At 66.9% G+C, this 15,676-nt stretch carries 23 protein-coding genes and 1 pseudogene; 13 read left to right on the top strand and 11 right to left on the bottom strand.

Going from position 1 to position 15,676, the window contains the following annotated elements:
- Positions 1–8 precede the first annotated feature (8 nt).
- The 3 genes from ACHMWU_RS13050 to ACHMWU_RS13040 all read left to right on the top strand — a co-directional run bounded on the left by ACHMWU_RS13050 (position 9) and on the right by ACHMWU_RS13040 (position 2,261).
- Positions 9–143 carry a hypothetical protein gene (locus ACHMWU_RS13050; RefSeq protein ID WP_396044270.1) on the top strand — a complete coding sequence of 45 codons (135 nt, stop codon included), beginning with the start codon at positions 9–11 and terminating at the stop codon, positions 141–143.
- Between the two features lie 166 nt (positions 144–309).
- Entirely contained in the window at positions 310–1,653 is a 1,344-nt protein-coding gene (locus tag ACHMWU_RS13045; protein WP_396044267.1) for an MFS transporter, read from the top strand.
- Entirely contained in the window at positions 1,650–2,261 is a 612-nt protein-coding gene (locus ACHMWU_RS13040; RefSeq protein WP_396044265.1) for a hypothetical protein, read from the top strand. Before ACHMWU_RS13045 ends, ACHMWU_RS13040 begins: the two co-directional genes overlap by 4 nt.
- A gap of 15 nt (positions 2,262–2,276) precedes the next feature.
- Here the strand turns inward: ACHMWU_RS13040 and ACHMWU_RS13035 are convergent, their stop codons facing one another.
- The 3 genes and pseudogenes from ACHMWU_RS13035 to ACHMWU_RS13025 all read right to left on the bottom strand — a co-directional run.
- The gene (locus tag ACHMWU_RS13035) at positions 2,277–2,414 is read right to left on the bottom strand and encodes a hypothetical protein (protein WP_396044263.1); all 138 of its coding nucleotides are present in this window, start codon (positions 2,412–2,414) and stop codon (positions 2,277–2,279) included.
- 4 nt (positions 2,415–2,418) lie between these two features.
- Positions 2,419–3,657 (bottom strand): DUF222 domain-containing protein, encoded by a 1,239-nt coding sequence (locus tag ACHMWU_RS13030; protein WP_396044261.1) that lies wholly within the window; start codon positions 3,655–3,657, stop codon positions 2,419–2,421.
- 156 nt (positions 3,658–3,813) lie between these two features.
- Positions 3,814–4,179 (bottom strand): annotated as a pseudogene (locus ACHMWU_RS13025) (hypothetical protein); the annotation flags it as partial.
- 238 nt (positions 4,180–4,417) lie between these two features.
- Between ACHMWU_RS13025 and ACHMWU_RS13020 the strand changes: the two are divergent.
- The gene (locus ACHMWU_RS13020; RefSeq protein WP_396044259.1) at positions 4,418–4,798 is read left to right on the top strand and encodes a hypothetical protein; all 381 of its coding nucleotides are present in this window, start codon (positions 4,418–4,420) and stop codon (positions 4,796–4,798) included.
- Between the two features lie 301 nt (positions 4,799–5,099).
- Here ACHMWU_RS13020 and ACHMWU_RS13015 read toward each other — a convergent pair whose 3' ends face one another.
- On the bottom strand, positions 5,100–5,234 hold the full coding sequence (locus ACHMWU_RS13015) for a hypothetical protein (protein WP_396044257.1): 135 nt from the start codon (positions 5,232–5,234) through the stop codon (positions 5,100–5,102).
- An 88-nt stretch (positions 5,235–5,322) separates the two neighbouring features.
- Here ACHMWU_RS13015 and ACHMWU_RS13010 point away from each other — a divergent pair, with 88 nt between their 5' ends.
- A complete protein-coding gene (locus ACHMWU_RS13010) occupies positions 5,323–5,526 on the top strand; it encodes an HTH domain-containing protein (RefSeq protein WP_396044255.1) in 204 nt (67 codons plus the stop codon).
- Positions 5,527–5,752: 226 nt separating this feature from the next.
- Entirely contained in the window at positions 5,753–6,313 is a 561-nt protein-coding gene (locus ACHMWU_RS13005) for a helix-turn-helix transcriptional regulator (protein WP_396046728.1), read from the top strand.
- Between the two features lie 4 nt (positions 6,314–6,317).
- Here the strand turns inward: ACHMWU_RS13005 and ACHMWU_RS13000 are convergent, their stop codons facing one another.
- From ACHMWU_RS13000 to ACHMWU_RS12990, 3 genes are all read right to left on the bottom strand, one after another.
- The gene (locus tag ACHMWU_RS13000; RefSeq protein WP_396044253.1) at positions 6,318–6,704 is read right to left on the bottom strand and encodes a VOC family protein; all 387 of its coding nucleotides are present in this window, start codon (positions 6,702–6,704) and stop codon (positions 6,318–6,320) included.
- A gap of 107 nt (positions 6,705–6,811) precedes the next feature.
- Positions 6,812–7,057, bottom strand: a complete 246-nt coding sequence (locus tag ACHMWU_RS12995; RefSeq protein ID WP_396044251.1) for a hypothetical protein — start codon at positions 7,055–7,057, stop codon at positions 6,812–6,814.
- The gene (locus tag ACHMWU_RS12990) at positions 7,054–7,791 is read right to left on the bottom strand and encodes an RNA polymerase subunit sigma-70 (protein WP_396044249.1); all 738 of its coding nucleotides are present in this window, start codon (positions 7,789–7,791) and stop codon (positions 7,054–7,056) included. The genes ACHMWU_RS12995 and ACHMWU_RS12990 overlap by 4 nt, the downstream gene beginning before the upstream one ends.
- Before the next feature lie 407 nt (positions 7,792–8,198).
- Between ACHMWU_RS12990 and ACHMWU_RS12985 the strand changes: the two genes are divergently transcribed.
- The 4 genes from ACHMWU_RS12985 (at position 8,199) to ACHMWU_RS12970 (ending at position 10,877) form a co-directional block, all read left to right on the top strand.
- Positions 8,199–8,387, top strand: a complete 189-nt coding sequence (locus ACHMWU_RS12985; protein WP_396044247.1) for a hypothetical protein — start codon at positions 8,199–8,201, stop codon at positions 8,385–8,387.
- Positions 8,388–8,427: 40 nt separating this feature from the next.
- On the top strand, positions 8,428–9,609 hold the full coding sequence (locus tag ACHMWU_RS12980; protein ID WP_396044245.1) for a hypothetical protein: 1,182 nt from the start codon (positions 8,428–8,430) through the stop codon (positions 9,607–9,609).
- A 66-nt stretch (positions 9,610–9,675) separates the two neighbouring features.
- Complete coding sequence (locus ACHMWU_RS12975) at positions 9,676–10,110, top strand: hypothetical protein (RefSeq protein WP_396044243.1); 435 nt, start codon at positions 9,676–9,678, stop codon at positions 10,108–10,110.
- Between the two features lie 2 nt (positions 10,111–10,112).
- A complete protein-coding gene (locus ACHMWU_RS12970) occupies positions 10,113–10,877 on the top strand; it encodes a hypothetical protein (RefSeq protein WP_396044241.1) in 765 nt (254 codons plus the stop codon).
- Here the strand turns inward: ACHMWU_RS12970 and ACHMWU_RS12965 are convergent.
- From ACHMWU_RS12965 to ACHMWU_RS12955, 3 genes are all read right to left on the bottom strand, one after another.
- Positions 10,874–11,053, bottom strand: a complete 180-nt coding sequence (locus ACHMWU_RS12965) for a hypothetical protein (protein WP_396044239.1) — start codon at positions 11,051–11,053, stop codon at positions 10,874–10,876. The two genes, ACHMWU_RS12970 and ACHMWU_RS12965, sit on opposite strands and share 4 nt — an antisense overlap.
- A gap of 588 nt (positions 11,054–11,641) precedes the next feature.
- Positions 11,642–12,577, bottom strand: a complete 936-nt coding sequence (locus ACHMWU_RS12960) for a DUF6357 family protein (protein WP_396044236.1) — start codon at positions 12,575–12,577, stop codon at positions 11,642–11,644.
- On the bottom strand, positions 12,567–13,412 hold the full coding sequence (locus ACHMWU_RS12955) for a DUF6357 family protein (RefSeq protein WP_396044234.1): 846 nt from the start codon (positions 13,410–13,412) through the stop codon (positions 12,567–12,569). Before ACHMWU_RS12955 ends, ACHMWU_RS12960 begins: the two co-directional genes overlap by 11 nt.
- A gap of 268 nt (positions 13,413–13,680) precedes the next feature.
- On the opposite strand from ACHMWU_RS12955, the gene ACHMWU_RS12950 reads away from it, so the two are divergent.
- Positions 13,681–13,980, top strand: coding sequence for a hypothetical protein (locus ACHMWU_RS12950; RefSeq protein WP_396044233.1), 300 nt, complete (start codon positions 13,681–13,683; stop codon positions 13,978–13,980).
- Positions 13,981–14,178: 198 nt separating this feature from the next.
- Positions 14,179–14,598 carry a hypothetical protein gene (locus ACHMWU_RS12945; RefSeq protein WP_396044231.1) on the top strand — a complete coding sequence of 140 codons (420 nt, stop codon included), beginning with the start codon at positions 14,179–14,181 and terminating at the stop codon, positions 14,596–14,598.
- A gap of 118 nt (positions 14,599–14,716) precedes the next feature.
- Here ACHMWU_RS12945 and ACHMWU_RS12940 read toward each other — a convergent pair whose 3' ends face one another.
- Complete coding sequence (locus ACHMWU_RS12940) at positions 14,717–14,998, bottom strand: hypothetical protein (RefSeq protein ID WP_396044229.1); 282 nt, start codon at positions 14,996–14,998, stop codon at positions 14,717–14,719.
- A 148-nt stretch (positions 14,999–15,146) separates the two neighbouring features.
- Here ACHMWU_RS12940 and ACHMWU_RS12935 point away from each other — a divergent pair, with 148 nt between their 5' ends.
- Positions 15,147–15,560 (top strand): hypothetical protein, encoded by a 414-nt coding sequence (locus tag ACHMWU_RS12935; protein WP_396044227.1) that lies wholly within the window; start codon positions 15,147–15,149, stop codon positions 15,558–15,560.
- Positions 15,561–15,676 lie beyond the last annotated feature (116 nt).

Below are 15,676 nucleotides of genomic sequence, written 5' to 3'. Positions count from 1 at the left end.
ACGACGGCGTGACCGCCCGACCCGTACCGAATCTGGGTGCACTTCTGGGCGGCATCCTTGCCGGCGGCCTGCTCGGAGTCACCGGAGTCGTGATGATCGTCAGCTGGCTGGCAGGCAGATCGTCCCGTCAGCAGATCCGCTGACGACTCAGCCCGCCTGACCCACGACTCAGGCAGGACCTGCTCGCCGCCGTGGCGACATCGGCCACGCCGAGCGTCACGCCCGGTCGGCCGCCACAGATTCGACGCAGACGGTGACTGGCTGGCGCCGTGCTCGCGCGCAGGCCTCCGCGCTGCAAGGATGGGACACGTGCGTCGTGCCGTGGCTCCCCTGCTCGCTGTGACCGTGGCGATGGTGCTCGCGGACTCCGCAGTCGTGACCCTCGCGCTGCCCGACATCCTTCAGCACCTCGATGCGTCGGTCGGACAGGTCGCCTGGGTGCTGATCGCCTACAACCTCGTGCTGGGCGTCGCCGCCGTACCGGCTGCTGTGCTCTTCTCGCGCGCCCGGCCCCACCTCTTCAGCGCCACGGGCATCGCAGTGTTCGCTGGCGCTTCGGCGTGGTGCGCCCTGGCCGACTCGATCGAGATCCTGATCGTGGCCAGGTGCATCCAGGCGATCGGTGGCGCACTGGCGTTGGTCGGCTGCCTGGAACAGCTCGTCGCCGAGCGCGGCGAGCGACGCGGCGTCGCGATCTGGGTCACGGCCGGTGTGATCGGCACCGCCGCCGGACCGGTGGCGGGCGGTCTGCTCACGCAGGCCATCTCGTGGCAGGCGATCTTCGTGGTGCAGGTCCCGTTCGCCGCACTGGCGGTACCTGCCGCCTTGGCCGTGCGTTCGAGACCGACCCTCGACCCCGATCGACACCGTCCGGCCGTGCGCGCCAACCTGACACTCGCCCTGATGTCGGCTGCACTGACGGCTGCGCTGTTCCTGCTGGTGCTGCTCCTGGTCGAAGGATGGGGTCGCTCCCCCGCGACCGCCGCCATCACCGTGTCGGTCGTGCCGGTGGCGGCGTTGGCCGCCCGGCCGATCGCCCGTCTCTTCAGCCCTCCGGCAGAAGTCGAGATCGCCGTCGGCTGCTTCCTCGTCGCAGGCGGATTGTCCGGCCTGGCGATCTTGCCCTCGTCCCATCTGGCGTGGACCATCGCACCGCAGGCGCTGGTCGGTCTAGGACTCGGTCTGACCGTTGATCAGCTCACGTCGCAGGCGATGGAGATGCGTCTGCCACGAGCGCATCACGCGGGCTGGACGATCGGTGCGCGCCACGTGGGTGTCGTGGTGGGCCTGGCGATCCTGACCCCGGTGTTCACCGCCGACCTGAGGGACGCCGAGGTGCCCGCGCAGGAGGCCATCACATCGCTGGTGCTCGATGCACCGCTGGCACCGCAGAACAAGATCGCGGTCGCCCAGGCTCTCGGCGGCGAGCTGTCGAAACAGGACGGGCAGGTGCCGAATCTGCACCGCGCATTCTCGACGCTCGACATCGACCCGGCCGAGCGGGCTGCCGCCGATCAGCTGGAGACCGACCTGAACGGGCAGCTCGAACGGGCAGCGACCCGGGCCTTCCGCGACTCCTTCTTGATCGGTGCTGGCTTGGCAGTGCTCGCACTTCTGACTGTGGTGTGGCCGCGCCGACGGAGGACACCATGAGCGCCATGCCTCGCTGGGTTGCGCTTCCTGTCGCCTCGCTGGTGCTCGTGTGCGGGGTGCTCGGGGTGCAGCTCGCCAACGGCGGCGGGACGTACGAACCCCTTCGGCCGGCCGATGCATGCACCGAACGAGCTGTGACATCGCAGGTTGACGGGATCGACGGGCTCACCGAGAACCTCGTGCTGCTGGGCATCGATGGTGCCGCGTGCAGCCTAGGAGTCAGTCGTGAAGCCTTGACCTTGGAGCTCGCCCAGTCCGGTTCGCGCACCGAGGCAGAGATCGACGCGCTGCGCGAGGGTCTGCTCGGTGCCGTCGATCGGATGAAGGCCGACGGCACACTGCCCCAGGCCTCAGACCTGGTCGATGAGGCGCTCGACTCCGCAGACCTGAACGGCCTGCTCAAGCGAGCGATCCGCGCCCTTCCCGATTCGGTGATCAACAGCGCCTTGAAGACCGATGATGTCCTCAAGCGTTCGATCGACGGCCTCGATCTGCGGGCGCTTCTCGCCAACCTGGACGACCAGGCCGATCTGGAACGGCAGGTTCAGCAGGCCGTGACCGCAGCCGTCGAGGACTCGCTGAAGGCCCGACTCACCGGGTTGTTGTGATTCCTCTTGTCCTGTTCAGGGTCGCCATCGGTGGTTGGTCTGCCAGATGATTGAGCCTGGTGCGCGGTACTCGATGCGGTCGGTAGCCGCGTTGAGCCTGATTGACCAGTTGTCGGTGTGGATGAGTCGGTGGTGGTGGGGACAGATCAGCACCCCGTCATCGAGGCTTCGTGGTCGAACCCTTTGACCACGGCATTCGATAGTGGTGCGCTTCTGATTGTTCGGGCGGCCGGTCGCATCCGGGGAAGGTGCAGCCGTGGTCACGGGCGGCGAGAGCTTGTTTTTGGGCTTTGGTGAACAGTCTCTGTTCGTGCCCGTGGTCCAGTGGCAACGATTTGCCGCCGAAGACCTGTGGAATCAGACCCAGGTTGCAGGCCATGAGGCGTGCTTGGGAGGCTGAGATGCGGGTGCCGGTCGACAACGTCGCCGCCTTCACACCATGTAGCAGGGTGTCGTAGTCGAGGCGGACCATCAGGGTCGCTCCGAGTCCGCTGCGACCTGGCAGCAGGTGCCCGGGAAGGCGGGAGCAGAGCTCGGCGAAGCCGACGCCCATCCGGGTTCGCCAGTCGAGCTCACGGTCATAGAACGCATGCCCGGCCGTGTCGCTGGTCTTCTCACCGTCAGTGGCTTTCGCGTCAGCAGGTTCTGTTTTGGCGCCGGGGTGGTCGCGGAGGTGGTCGCGTTTGGGGGCGCAGATCGCCTTGATCGCCGCGTCCAACATCTCTGCTTGCGCATCAGGCAACCTGAACCCACCCGAGGTGGTGCCGTCGCCGTTGGCGTTCATCCAGAACTCCGACCGCCGCCACGCCTTCTTCTCCTCATCTTCGAGGTTCGTGTTTTCGTCCTGGTCGACCTCGGGGGCGGGTTTGAACTGGTCGGTGATCCGACGCGACCGTGACCGTAGGTCCTTCAGGTTGTACTTCGGGGCGTCGTCCAGCAGTGCTTTCTCGCAGGCCTGCTTCTGCGCTGGGGTCACATCATCGGGTAGGTCGTTGACGGCATCGGCGATGATCCCGGCCTGCTTGGCACCGATCTGACCGTCAGCGAGTGCTTCCTCAGTGGTGGGTGTGGTTTCGAGGGCTTTGCCGCGGTGGACCATCGACTCGGCCTCACGCCGGTCACCACCAAACGCACTCGCCAACAACGCCGCCGTCGACGTCGCACCAGACTCCTTCGCCAGACCAGAAGCCTCCAACACCCTGGCCGCAGCCAGCTGGTGGGCCTTCAACCGGGCCTCAGCCCGCATCATCCGGGTTGCCAGCTCACGCACCAGACCGGCTTCAAGACCCGCCCACCCACCAACCGGCATCGTGTCGAGGGCGTTCTCGATCGCCGTGACCCCACCCGACAACGGGTCAGGAAACTGGTCAGGCAATGATGCAAGAACAGCCGACACGAGCACACCCCCAATGAGTGAAATCCGGGACCGGAATCACTGCGATTCCGGCACACAAACCACTCTGCACGAAGGGTCAGACACTCGATTTCCGCGCACCAGAGTTATCCACAGAGGCGCAGCGAGCCTCTTCTCGCGCCGTCCCAGCAGGCCTCCGCCGAACAGCGCCCACAAGACCAGCACTGGCTGGAAGAAGAGCCGGACGAACCTCTTGGTGTCGGTGTCGAGGCCGAACGCATCCGTGCCCTCGACGAACTGGGCGATGTTGCCCGGGAAGATCGCCACGAAGAACGCCGCGAGCAGTCCACCGATCAGCCTGCGACGCTGCGGCACTGCGACGAACGCAGCGCCCAGAGCGATCTCGACTGCCCCCGACGCCAACACTGTGACGTCGGCGTCGATCGGGAACCAGTCGGGAACCTGCGCCTGGAACTCGTCGCGCTGCGTGGTCAGGTGCAGCACCCCCGCCGCGACCATGGCGGAGCCGAGGACGATCCGGGCGACGTTGCGCACTGTACTCATCAGCCAAGGGTAGGCCGTGCTCGCAGGGTGCCGACGAGTCCTGGGGCAGTTCCTCGCTAGCCTCGTCCCATGTTCGACGAGCACTTCAGCGCCCTGACGGTCGACGGACCTCCCAGTCTCGACCATGTCGACCTGGCTGTGCTCGACAGCTTCCGCCTCGCCGACGGTGGCGGCTTTCCGGCGTCCTACCGGGCATTCATCCGGACGGCAGGTTGGGGCCGCGCGTTCGGCCTCTGGCTTGATCTATCCACCCGTCCTGCCCGGCTATGCCGACGGATGGCAAGGGCGGTCAGCCCATCTCACCGGTCAGCTCCGCGCCGCCTACGCGGACGGACAGTCCGAGGAGTTCGACTGGATGGTCGAACCAGATGGGGACTGGACGCTGGCCGACTCCTTGCAGGTCTTCGGCTGGAGCGAGAACGGCGATGCCTTGCTCTGGGACATCTCGGCGCGCGATGCGCACGGCGAGCTGCCGGTCTGGGAGTCCCGCTCGATGAACTCGTTGCACCGGCTCGGCGCGAACCTCTACCAAGCGCTGCCGATCATCCGCGACCGCGCCACCGAGGTGTTCGCCCCGCGCCAGCACGACGTCGAGCCGCTGACTGCCGCGCGCCTGTGAGACGTCCCTAGAATCAGGCCGGCGAGTACTCGACGGCTACATCGAGCACCCACACCACCCCGAACGGGTCCGTGAGCATCCCGAACAGCGGCGCAGAACGCTGACGGCGCGATGTCCTGGATGATGGTCGATCCGACGACGAGCTTGGCCCAGTACGCGGCGATCTCGTCGGCCGAGTCACCGCGGACGGAGACGAAGGCCGAGCTGATGCCTTGGTCGTATGGCAGGCTCGCGGGCACGTCGTACGCCATGATCCTGAAGCCGTTCTCGGCGGCGACGCCCCCACTTGACCTGATCTGCCTCAGACGGATCTTCGACCGAGTACGCATCGGTGTTCGTGATGATGACGGTCGCCGCCGAAGACTGACTGGTAGAGCTCGAGCGCCGCCCGCGCGTCGCCGCGGAAGTTGAGGTGGTTGGTGACGTTGATGGTCATGGAGTCTCCTGTGTGGGTGAAGCGAACAGGTTCACCCTCACAGCAGTAGCGGTCAGTTTGTGTCCGCTACTGCTGCCAGAATGACATCATGGTGAGAACATCCGAGCGGCTGCTGACGTTGCTGTCGTTGCTCCAGGTGCGATGCGACTGGCCCGGCGCACTTCTTGCCGAACGGCTCGACATCAGCGCCCGCACGGTGCGGCGCGACGTCGACCGTCTGCGAGAAGCTCGGCTACACCATCACCGCCTTCAAGGGCCCAGACGGCGGCTACCGGTTGGCGGCTGGCCATGACCTCCCGCCCTTGCTGTTCGACGACGAGCAGGCGGTCGCCCTCGCCGTGGCGCTCCAGACCGCAACGACCAGCGGCGCCGGCATCGACGAAGGTGCCACCCGGGCGCTCACCACGATCAGGCAGGTGCTGCCGTCCCGGCTGCGACATCGCATCGACACGCTGGCGGTCACGGCTCTGCGACGATCCGCCGACTCCACAGAGGCGCAGGTCGACAGCGGCGTCCTGATGGAGCTGAGCGCCACGATCCACGCCCGCGAGGTGCTGCGATTCGACTACGCGTCATCATCTCGCGACGAACGGCCAACCGGTAGCGGCCCAGCACGCCGCGTAGAGCCGGTCCATCTCGTCACCCGGGCCGGACGCTGGTACCTCGTCGCCTGGGACCTCGATCGCGACGACTGGCGCGCGTTCCGTGTCGACCGGCTCACTCCTCGCACACCGAACGGACCCCGCTTCACGCCGAGACAGCTTCCGGGCGGAGACGTCGCCGCATTCATCGCCAGCACGTTCCGGGGAAGTGTCGACGGCACCGGCGAGTGGCCGTGCCAGGGCACCGTCGTCCTCGACCTCCCGGCGGCCGAGGTGTCGCCGTACTCCCCCGACGGGGTCGTCGAGCCGCTCGGCGACGACCGCTGCCGTCTGACGCAGGGCTCGTGGTCGTGGGTCAGCCTCGCCACGTCCCTCGGCCGCTTCGACGCCGACATGCATGAGGTCAGCCCGCCTGCGCTGAAGGACGCGTTCGCGGTCCTCGCCGAGCGCTGCGCGATCGCGGCACGAACAGGCTAGGTGGCTACCCCGTCGGGGCGTCGTCCAGGCACATGATGTTGCCTTCACTGTCCTTGAACCAGGCGGCGCTGCCCATGCCTTCCATGCGCGCGACGTCTCCGTCCCAGGTCACCCCGGGCATGTCGTAGTGCTCGAACTGGAGCCCCTTGGCCTTCAGCTCTCGCACCTCGTCGTCGACGCTGCTGACGTGCCACTGGGCGATCGTGTGACCGGCTTGACCGGCGTACTCGGTCGGGTACAGGAAGAAGGACGTCCCGCCGGCGGTGGTGTAGACGAGGCCGCCCGCGTTCTCGTCGGACGGTGTGAGGCCGAGCATGTCGGCGTAGAAGGTTCGTGCCCGATCGATGTCGGATGCGGGGACGTTCGCGGTGACTGTGCTGTCGTTCAGCATGGCTGCTCCTCGGGGTCGTGAAGTGCCGAGCCGCTTCACTTCCAACGTAACCCCGCCGACGCCGTCTGACCATGGCTGCGCAGGCTGGTCACATGGGCAGCCCCCTGTCATGCCTGATCCTGCGACGACAGCCGGTCCGGCAGACCCAGCCGCGGGAACTGGTCGTCGTGGAAGGTGACGATCTCGGTGATGACACCGTCGCTGATGCGCAGGACGTCGACCGTCAGCGGCAGGTAGGCGCCCTGCTCCTCCTGCCAGAGGTAGAAGCCGATGGCAGGCTGCCGGTTCACCGACGTGGGGACAGCCCGCATCCGTCCGAGTTCTTCGAAGCCGTCCGCGATCCAGTCACTCACCACCGTGTCGCGACCGATGCAGAGGCCCGGGGTGGGTGGCATCGAGCAACGCACGTCATCGCGCAGCATCGCGGCAAGACCGTCGACGTCCTTGGCGAGGCTCGCGTCGGTGAAGCGCCGCACGAGCTCACGCGTCGCCGCATCTTCCTCCCGCCGGTCCAGTCCTGGCGTTCGGCAGGCAGGTGCTCGCGCATCCCGGCTCGGGCGCGCTGCAGAGCGCTGTTGACCGAGTTGACCGAGACGCCGAGCATCTCCGCGACGTCGTTGGCCGGCCAGCCCAGCACGTCTCGCAAGATCAGCGCGGCGCGTGGTCGCGGGGCAAGATGCTGCACGGCGATCAGGTAGGCCAGCTCGATCGTCTCCCGGGAGACTGCCGCCGTCTCGGGGCCATCTGCGTTGTCAGCGGGCAGCTCGTCCAGCAGGTGATCGGGATAGGGCTGCAACCACAGCACCTCTCCCCCGGTGGCCGGCTTGGGACGGCGCTTGGCCAGCAGGTCGAGACAGGCGTTGGTGGCGATCCGGTAGAGCCACGCCCGGAACGTCGACCGACCCTCGAACGTCTCCCGACGCCGCCACGCACGCAGCAGCGTCTCCTGCACGGTGTCCTCGGCATCCTCGAACGAACCGAGCATCCGGTAGCAGTGCACGTGCAGCTCTCGACGGTGCCGCTCGACCATTCCCGAGAACGTCGGCTCGTCGATCTCGCCACGACCTTCCTTGTCCAGACTGCTCATGCCCGGCTCCTCCAGTCGCATGTCCGCACTCATCACATCATCCTTCCGTCGTGGCTCTTGTGTAGATATGACGGCTGCGGGGGCGCAAACTCATCACTAGGGTCAGATGACAGAGCCGATCACGGCTCACGCGCCCCTCAACGAAGGAAAGACTGTGTCTCACGTACAGCGTTTCGACCACGTCGGCATCACCGTCGCAGACCTGGATGCCGCGACTGCGTTCTTCGTCGGCCTGGGCCTGGAGGTGGAGGGCACCGGTTCAGTACAGGGCGAGTTCGTCGAGACAGTCTGCGGCATCCCCGATGCGCATTGTCAGATCGTGATGCTGAGGGCGCCCGACCAGGGAGCTCGGCTAGAGCCTCGCGAGCTTCGTCCATCCTGACCACGTGCCCGGATCACCTGCGGCGATGGCCAATGAGCTGGGCCTGCGCAACGTGTCGTTCGAGGTCGCCGACCTGCAGGCAGCCCTCGACGCAGTGACCGCAGACGGTTACGGCCTCGTCGGAGGCGTCGGCGAGTACGAGGGCAGCGTGCGCATGGCCTATGTCCGCGGTCCGGAAGGCATCATCGTGTCGTTGTTCGAGCAGCTTGGGTGACGCAGTGCAGGTTCGAGATCGATAGACCGATAATGGTCGGGTGGACCTGTGGCGGACGACGACTCGACTGCCTGTCATCCTCGACGCGCTCAGCCTGTCCGAAGCCGATGACGCCACTCGCCGGTTGGTCGACGCGTGCGGAGGCGACCCGGTCGTCGTCACAGAACGACGCATCGGCGAGCCATCCCTGTTGTCTCGTCGGTTGCTGTTCTCCTCTGGCGCAGAGATCATCCTGCACGACGACGCTGTCGTGGCCGTGCTGCTGCACCTCACGCCGACGTCGGCTGCACCGCAGTGCGTCGACGCGTCGGAGTGGATCACGGGAGTCGACAACGCCGCCACGCTCGACGACCTGACGAAGATCTTCGGACGTCCACCCCAGTTCGCGGGGATCGGCACACCGTACTTCTTGCTCGACGGCGGATACGTGCGAGCCACCTTCAAGGACGACCGCGGCTGGAAAGAGGCCGGAAACCTCGTCCGCCTTACCGTCACGGTGGAGCAGCCAGGCCTGGCCTGCAGCCCAGCGGACGACGACTGTCCCACCTGCAGCGACCTGCTCGTCCGCATAACCAGCCCAGACGGCGCCGTCGACGTCGACCGCACAGTCGCCTCACTCTCCGCCACGCTCGCGGACGACCTGCTCAAGGAGGACGCCCACTGGGTCAGGCTCGCCGACCTCAAGCCGCTCCACGAGTCAGGGCTCATGAACCGGGTCGAAAGCCAGCTGACGTGCACGACGTGTCGTCGGATCATCTGCTTCACGCTGTTCCGTGACTCCCCCGCGACCTTTGGCTACTACGTCATGAACGATGCGATGCGACGGCCACTCGAAGCGATCCCACCCGTCGAGCAGTGGGGCACCCCCGCCAGGATCGCGGAAGATGTGGATGCGATGCAGTACGTCGACCACGAACCTGCCGCCTGGTTCCTCGTCGAGCAGCAGGGCATCCTCTACCTTCAGGCCAGGTACAGCTACAGCGCCATCATCGACGACTCCGCGCTGATCCGCCTCGACGACTCCGAGGTGAAGGCCTACCGGGCGCGGGGACACAACTACCTGTCGGCCCTCGCCCGCCGCATCCACGACAGCGCCCCCTATCAGGAGGAATCGCCGTACTACCCGAGGAACCTGTACCGGCAGCCTGGCGGAACGCAATACCGTGAGGCTGTCACTACTGCGATCGTCAACCACACCTGGATCGCGCAGCAACGCAGCTGATGCAGGCCCCTGTCGTCAGCTGCAGTCCCGCTTTCCCACCCACCCCGCCCGAGGAGTGTCCCCGAAATGATCCACGGCGACGTGTCGACCTTCCTGCAGGCGCTCGGCGCCCGAGAGGGCGATCCGCGACTGGAGCAAGCTCTCGCCTTCGTCGGCGGCGAGCCCGAGACAGAGACGTTCCACGATGAGCAGGGCGAGTCCAAGTACCTCATCATGCCGGGGCGGGGCGTCGACTTCTTGCTGAAGGACGGCGTGCTCGACACCGTCTTCATCTACGCCGTGGAGTCCGTCGAGCAGGGCGTCTACGGCGGCTGGTCGACGCTCGTCGACGGGGTCGGCGCCGACGCTTCGACCGACGACGTCGTCCGGGTGCTGGGCGCGCCGAGACGAGCCACGAGCGGCTACGCGTGCTACCAGGTCGACCCAGGGTTCGTGCAGTTCGACTTCGACGACGACCGGCTCACAATGGCGGTCGTCATGCGCCACGACATCGGAGGGTGACGGTGGACCGCAAGCAGCTGAAGTCGAGCGGCATCGCAGCAGCCGGGTACGGCAATGCCCTCTTCCTCGACGAGGGCGACGAGGTGAAGGCCAACGCCGTGGTGTTCACACCGCTCGACGGGGCCTGGACGGTCTTTGCGACCGACGAGACGGCCGCTCCGATCGAGACGACCAGACGTTCGTTCGCCAGCGACTCCGAGGCGTTTGACTACATGCACCAGTGCCTGCGCGAGCAGATGACCGCTCGGCGGGCCAGGCGCACCGCACAGGTCGAGGCGGAGGCGGCGCGACCGCGGCCGAGCCTGTTCGAGGCCTACCGCACGATGGGTCTGACCGGCGTGCTGATGGTCGTCGCGTGGATCGCGACAGCCATTGGCTGGTTGTGGATCTCACCGTTCACCTACTCACGCGCAGACACGTTCAGGATCGGTGTCAGCACCGACCAGCAAGGCGAGTTCATCTTCGACGCACAGTCGGGGATCCGCGTCGTCGCGGTCTGTTACAGCCTCGCCGTCGTCAACATGGCCGAGCAGTGGTCGCTGGGTCGGCACGACGGTGGTCGCCTCGCACGCCGCGCGATTGGCACCGCAGCGGGCACGGCGCTGTTCTCTGCGATCGCGCTGATCTGCATGGTCATCCGCTCGGACGAGATCGAGAACCTGCTCTACTGGATCCCGCCGACGCTGGCGCTGTTCAGCGGTATCGCGGTGGCGCTGGGTCTGGCTGCGCGCAGTCCCGGTGCTCAACGTGACGAGCCCAGCGCCTAGCCGAGCTCGAAGTCGATGCGCGGATCGGTGCGGACCCATACCTCGCCGGTGGCGGATCCTCGCGGGGCGTCGACGCGCTGGAGCCCGAGAGCCTGGATCAGCCCCAGCAGCCATCGCGCACTGCACCGGCTTGGTCGACCGACCAGCTGTCGAAGAAGACGTAGTGGACGTCCCATCGATCGTTGTACCGGAGTCGTCCCAGATCTGGCAGAACCGTCTGACTGCCTCCCGGTCGAGCGGCGCAGCTGACGTCGGGTCGGCTTTACCGCTCGCCGCAGCTGCCGCGAAGCCTCTCTCGACGTCATCGATGCTCCACCAGTCCGCGGCGTGAGCCACCGTCTGCGGGGTGAAGTCGTCGAGCTCGAGGAACGCCTCCAGCAGCCGATTCACACCGGTGTCGTCGATGCCCAGCTGGCTCTCCTGCAGTGACGAGACCAGTCCGTCCGCCATGGCGCAGGGGCCCGAGAAGTGGAACACCCCGGTCGCAGCGAGTCCGCTCCGGCCATCGGGTGATGCGACGTTGAGGGTGGGATCAGCCTGCGCGACGTCCCGCACCATGGCCAGCAGGTCAGTCGGCACACCGGCATACAGATCTGCGTGCTGCCCCGCTTCGGTCGACCTCAGCGCGCTCGCAGGGTCGAACGTCACGAGCAGACCACGCCCGTCGGCTGCCATCCAGGCGTTGACGGAGCCGCCGTCGCCATCGGCGAAGCCGTAGTGCGTGACCCCCTCGATCATGGTCGGCTCGCGGCCGTCGACGAACGTCAGGATCTCCAGGCGACGACACAGCCACGTGGATGGGTCCGTCGCAGCGGTGACTCGTCGAGCTCGAGACGAAGACGTGCGCGCAGCAGGCTCGGGACGTCTGGCCACCACGGTCCGTGCCGGTCGAGCGCCGCGAATCCGCCGCGCACGAAGTTCTGCACGAGCGTCCCGTAGGTGCCGTCGTTGGTGACGATGCTGTACTCGGTGCGGGTGCTCGGCTCCGACCTCGCCCGGCAGATGGTCTGCGCCCCGAGCATCACCAGCAGTGCCTCTGAGTTCTGGTCGTCCTCGATGCAGAACGACGCGTTGTCGTCACGGCTGTGCTCGCTGACGAACTCCCAGAATGCATCCGCGGCAGACTGTTGCCCGTCCTGGCTGCTGGGCCGCCACGTCTGCTCGTTCTCGTCGTCATCGCTGAAGGTCAGCTCGCGAACACGGTCGGCTGGCGCCTCGGCGGCCGGTGACGGCATCGTGAGGTCGAGCTCGCGCAGGACGTACGGCGCGGAGACCTCGTTCGTGAGGAAGTACGAGTAGAAGACGTCGGCTGCCTCGTCGGCAGTGAACACCTCGTGCAGATGGACGGTCGTGCTGCTGCGGTCGCCGTCCCACCGGATCATCTCGGTACGTCCGGCCGCGTGATCTGCTCCGGGCTTGCCGACCGTGAACTGGTGCGCTGTCCCATCGGGGTCGACGGTGCGCACCTCGACGGTCATCGCGGCGGCCGTGCCCGCGCACTGCACGTACTCGTCGGACAGCGGGATGTCGGCCAGCAGGTCGGCGTCGTCGGGGGCACGCCACAGGCTGTACGCCCAGAACGACGTCCCGTTCATGCGGTTCAACGAGAACCGGATCGCCTCCGGATACGGTCGGATGCTGTCGATGAGCGGGCCGCGGCTCATGCCGTTCGACTGGACGATGTGGGTACTACTCGTCATGGCTTCTCCCAACCGCTTCACAACACATCAGGAACGTCACTGAGCGCACCGCGTCGTTGGCCAGTCTCGGGTGGGCGCGGTGGACTGCACGGTGCACGGTCTTCTCGATCTGCTTCCACTCGCGCTTGCTCGTCGAGGCGGATCTGCCTGCTCGTGGCACGAGCGTGAAACCCATCCCCGTGCACGCCTGCTCCGCCGTGGCGATGATCTGCATGACCTCGGGCAGCAGCCCGGGATCGACTGCTTCGGGCTCACGGGTCGGGATCTTCGCGCCGTGCAGGTAGTGGCCGGTGTACTCGAGCACCGCCGCGTCCAGCGGGGTCAGGTGCACCCCGCGCAGGGCTCGTCCACGGTCTGCGACGTACTTCTTGACCCGGTCGGAGCTGGTCTCCTCGGTCGCCGAGTGCATCGAGGCGAAGACCTGACCACGTTTGAGCATCGGGATGTCGGCGCCGTAGCCGACGAGCATCGCCTCGTACCCGGGGATGCCCCGGACGAACGACTCGACCTCGTCAGACGTGGCGAGCAAGATGGGGTCGAGCAGCGCCACGGCCGCATCTTCGTCGAGAGGGCCGCGGGTTCCGGCTGCCTGGCACAGCGGCAGGATCGCGGCCCACAGCAGCACGTGGCGGGTCAGATCGTCGCGGATCGCCTCGAGGTGCGCCTCCGAGATCGGGAAGCTGAATGTGCGGGGCTGGTGGAGGGCATCGGCCCCGGCACCCAGCTCGACCTTGAGGACGTCGTCGTCGCGGATCACGTTCGGGATCCAGCCAGGACGGGTGAAGACGAGCCCTCGCAAGACCCCTCGCTCCTGACCTCGGTCGTGGTCGATCATCTGGCAACGGCGACCGGCCACCGTTCTCGCGTCCCACGGTACCGACGCCGTGCAGGAGCACAATGGAGCGCATGGACAACTCCGACGTCTTCGCTGAATTCGCCCGCCGCCCGATCGAGGCCGCCAAGCGGCTCCCCGAGCTGAGCACCGAGCGAGCTCAACGCCCACCCGGCAGGCCACCCGAACTCCGTCGCCTGGCTGCTGTGGCACACCGGCCGCGAGGTCGACGTGCAGCTCGCGCACCTCTCGGGTCAGCTAGAGCAGTGGGATGTCTATCGCGATCGATTCGACCTCGGAGAGCTCGGGGGACTCCGTCGGCTACGGCCACACCGCCGAGCAGGCCGCCCAGATCGCGGTCGACGACCAGCAGCTGCTGATCGACTACCTCGACGCGGCGGTCACCGCGCTCGTCGACCACGTGTCTGCGCTGACGGATGCTGATTTCGACGAGGTCATCGACCGGAACTGGGAACCGCCGGTGACGCGAGGCGTTCGTCTGGTGTCGATCATCGACGACGCCGCCCAACACGTTGGCCAGGCGGCCTACGCCGCAGGCGCCCTGGGCTGAACCCGTCGCTGGTCCAGGGCTAGCGCTGCTCCTGCATCTGACCGACCCACGCCTCGAACGGATCTGGGGCGGCGGCAGACCAGACCGACGGGACCGTCGTGTCGAGCTCGGCCTCGACCCATGTCCGAAAGGCTGAGTGCGCCTCGACTGCTTCTTCGTCGTCCGGTTCGAGCTCGAGGTCCCACGAGTTGAGCCAAGATGACCGATGGCGATCAGCCGGAGGAAGTCGACCGCCGAGCTCGCCAGCAAGAACGTGTCGCCGTCCGAGCCGAGCGCGACGAAACGCAGCTCGTTGCTGTCGGCGTCTCCACCGATCCAGATCGCTCCGGTGCTGCCATCACCAGAGATCTGAGCGATCGGCACGAGCTGCGCGAACCCCGGGTCGCCGGGCTCCAACCAGCCGGCCAGCGACTCTTGGGCGGAGAAGACGATCCCGAGCTGCCGGCTGCCGGCGTAGGGCGTCAAGAAGTAGCCGCCGTTGCGTTCGACTCCCCACCCCTGCGCCTCCATCCACGACCAGGCACGGTCGAGCGGCTCGGGAATCGTGAAGCCCTCGGGCAAGGACGCCGCCAACCGCTCAGCGAGGTGAGACATCGAGGTCATCCCTTCGAGCTGTAGTTGCGTCGAATCGCTTCGTACAGCCGGTCTGCTTCGGCTCGCTGTTCGCTGACGGTAGCCACCGTCGCCGGGTCCACTGGCTCGAACGTGTCGACGAGGCCCTCGGTCTGCTGCTCCGTCATCCGGTACGCCCGCAATCCCCGCCTTGGTCGCGGGCCATGCCGCTGGGCCAGACGTCGATCTGCGCGCCGGCGACGCCGAGCCGCCACCCGAGTGGCTCGAGCTGGTCGCGCACGACGCTCAGCGCCTCGAAAGCGTCGTTCTCGCGCGCCTCGACGGGCTCGAACTCGGCCGACTCGATCGTGACCGTCCAGCTGCGATCTTCGTACCGCCACGCGACCGTGGCCTCGTGGGCGATGCCGTCACGGCTGACCTGGATCGTCTGCGGACTCTCGATCATGCGGTCATGATGTCAGGCGTGGCAGGGAAAGGTCGAGACCGCCTCTCGCAAACGCCTGCGACACCGATAAAGTGCTGCGCGAACAGTCGACTGCCTAGGTCGACCGTCATTGACGAACAGGGGAACGACAATGAACATTCGCTCACGCTTGACCGGTACCGCGCTGGTGCTCACGCTCTCGACCTTCGGCCTCGCTGCTTGTGGCGGCTCCGACGACAAGGCCGACGACACCAAGGAGGACACCACGTCGCAGGCTGACCCCACGACGGAAGCACCGGCCGACAGCGCTGAGAGCGAAGACAAGGGCGAGGACGGCAAGCCCTCCAAGGACGAGGTCGTGGACGGTTACACCAAGCTCGTCGGAGACCTGATGGGCGACGCCGATCTGCCCGGCAACATCCTCGACAAGGTCGTGACCTGCTTCGTCGACGAGGTCTACGACGACGCTTCGGCTCAGACGCTCAACGCCATCGCCGACGGAAACCAGGCCGGCGTCGATCCTGCCGACGTGAACCTGTTCACCGAGGCCAGCGGCACCTGCCAGAAGGTAGCCATGGGCTGACCCAGCACCACGAGACGACGGCCCCGGACCTCAGGTTCGGGGCCGTTGTCGTTGGTCAGGCGAGACGGACGCTCGGCCGCTCGATCGAGTAGAGGTCGGGCTGCTCCCTGTCGAAG

Origin of the sequence: Aeromicrobium sp. UC242_57, from assembly GCF_044452305.1 — a bacterium.
GTDB lineage: Bacteria > Actinomycetota > Actinomycetes > Propionibacteriales > Nocardioidaceae > Aeromicrobium.
Note: the sequence above shows the minus strand (reverse complement) of the source record. Positions and strands in the feature narration are given on the sequence as shown.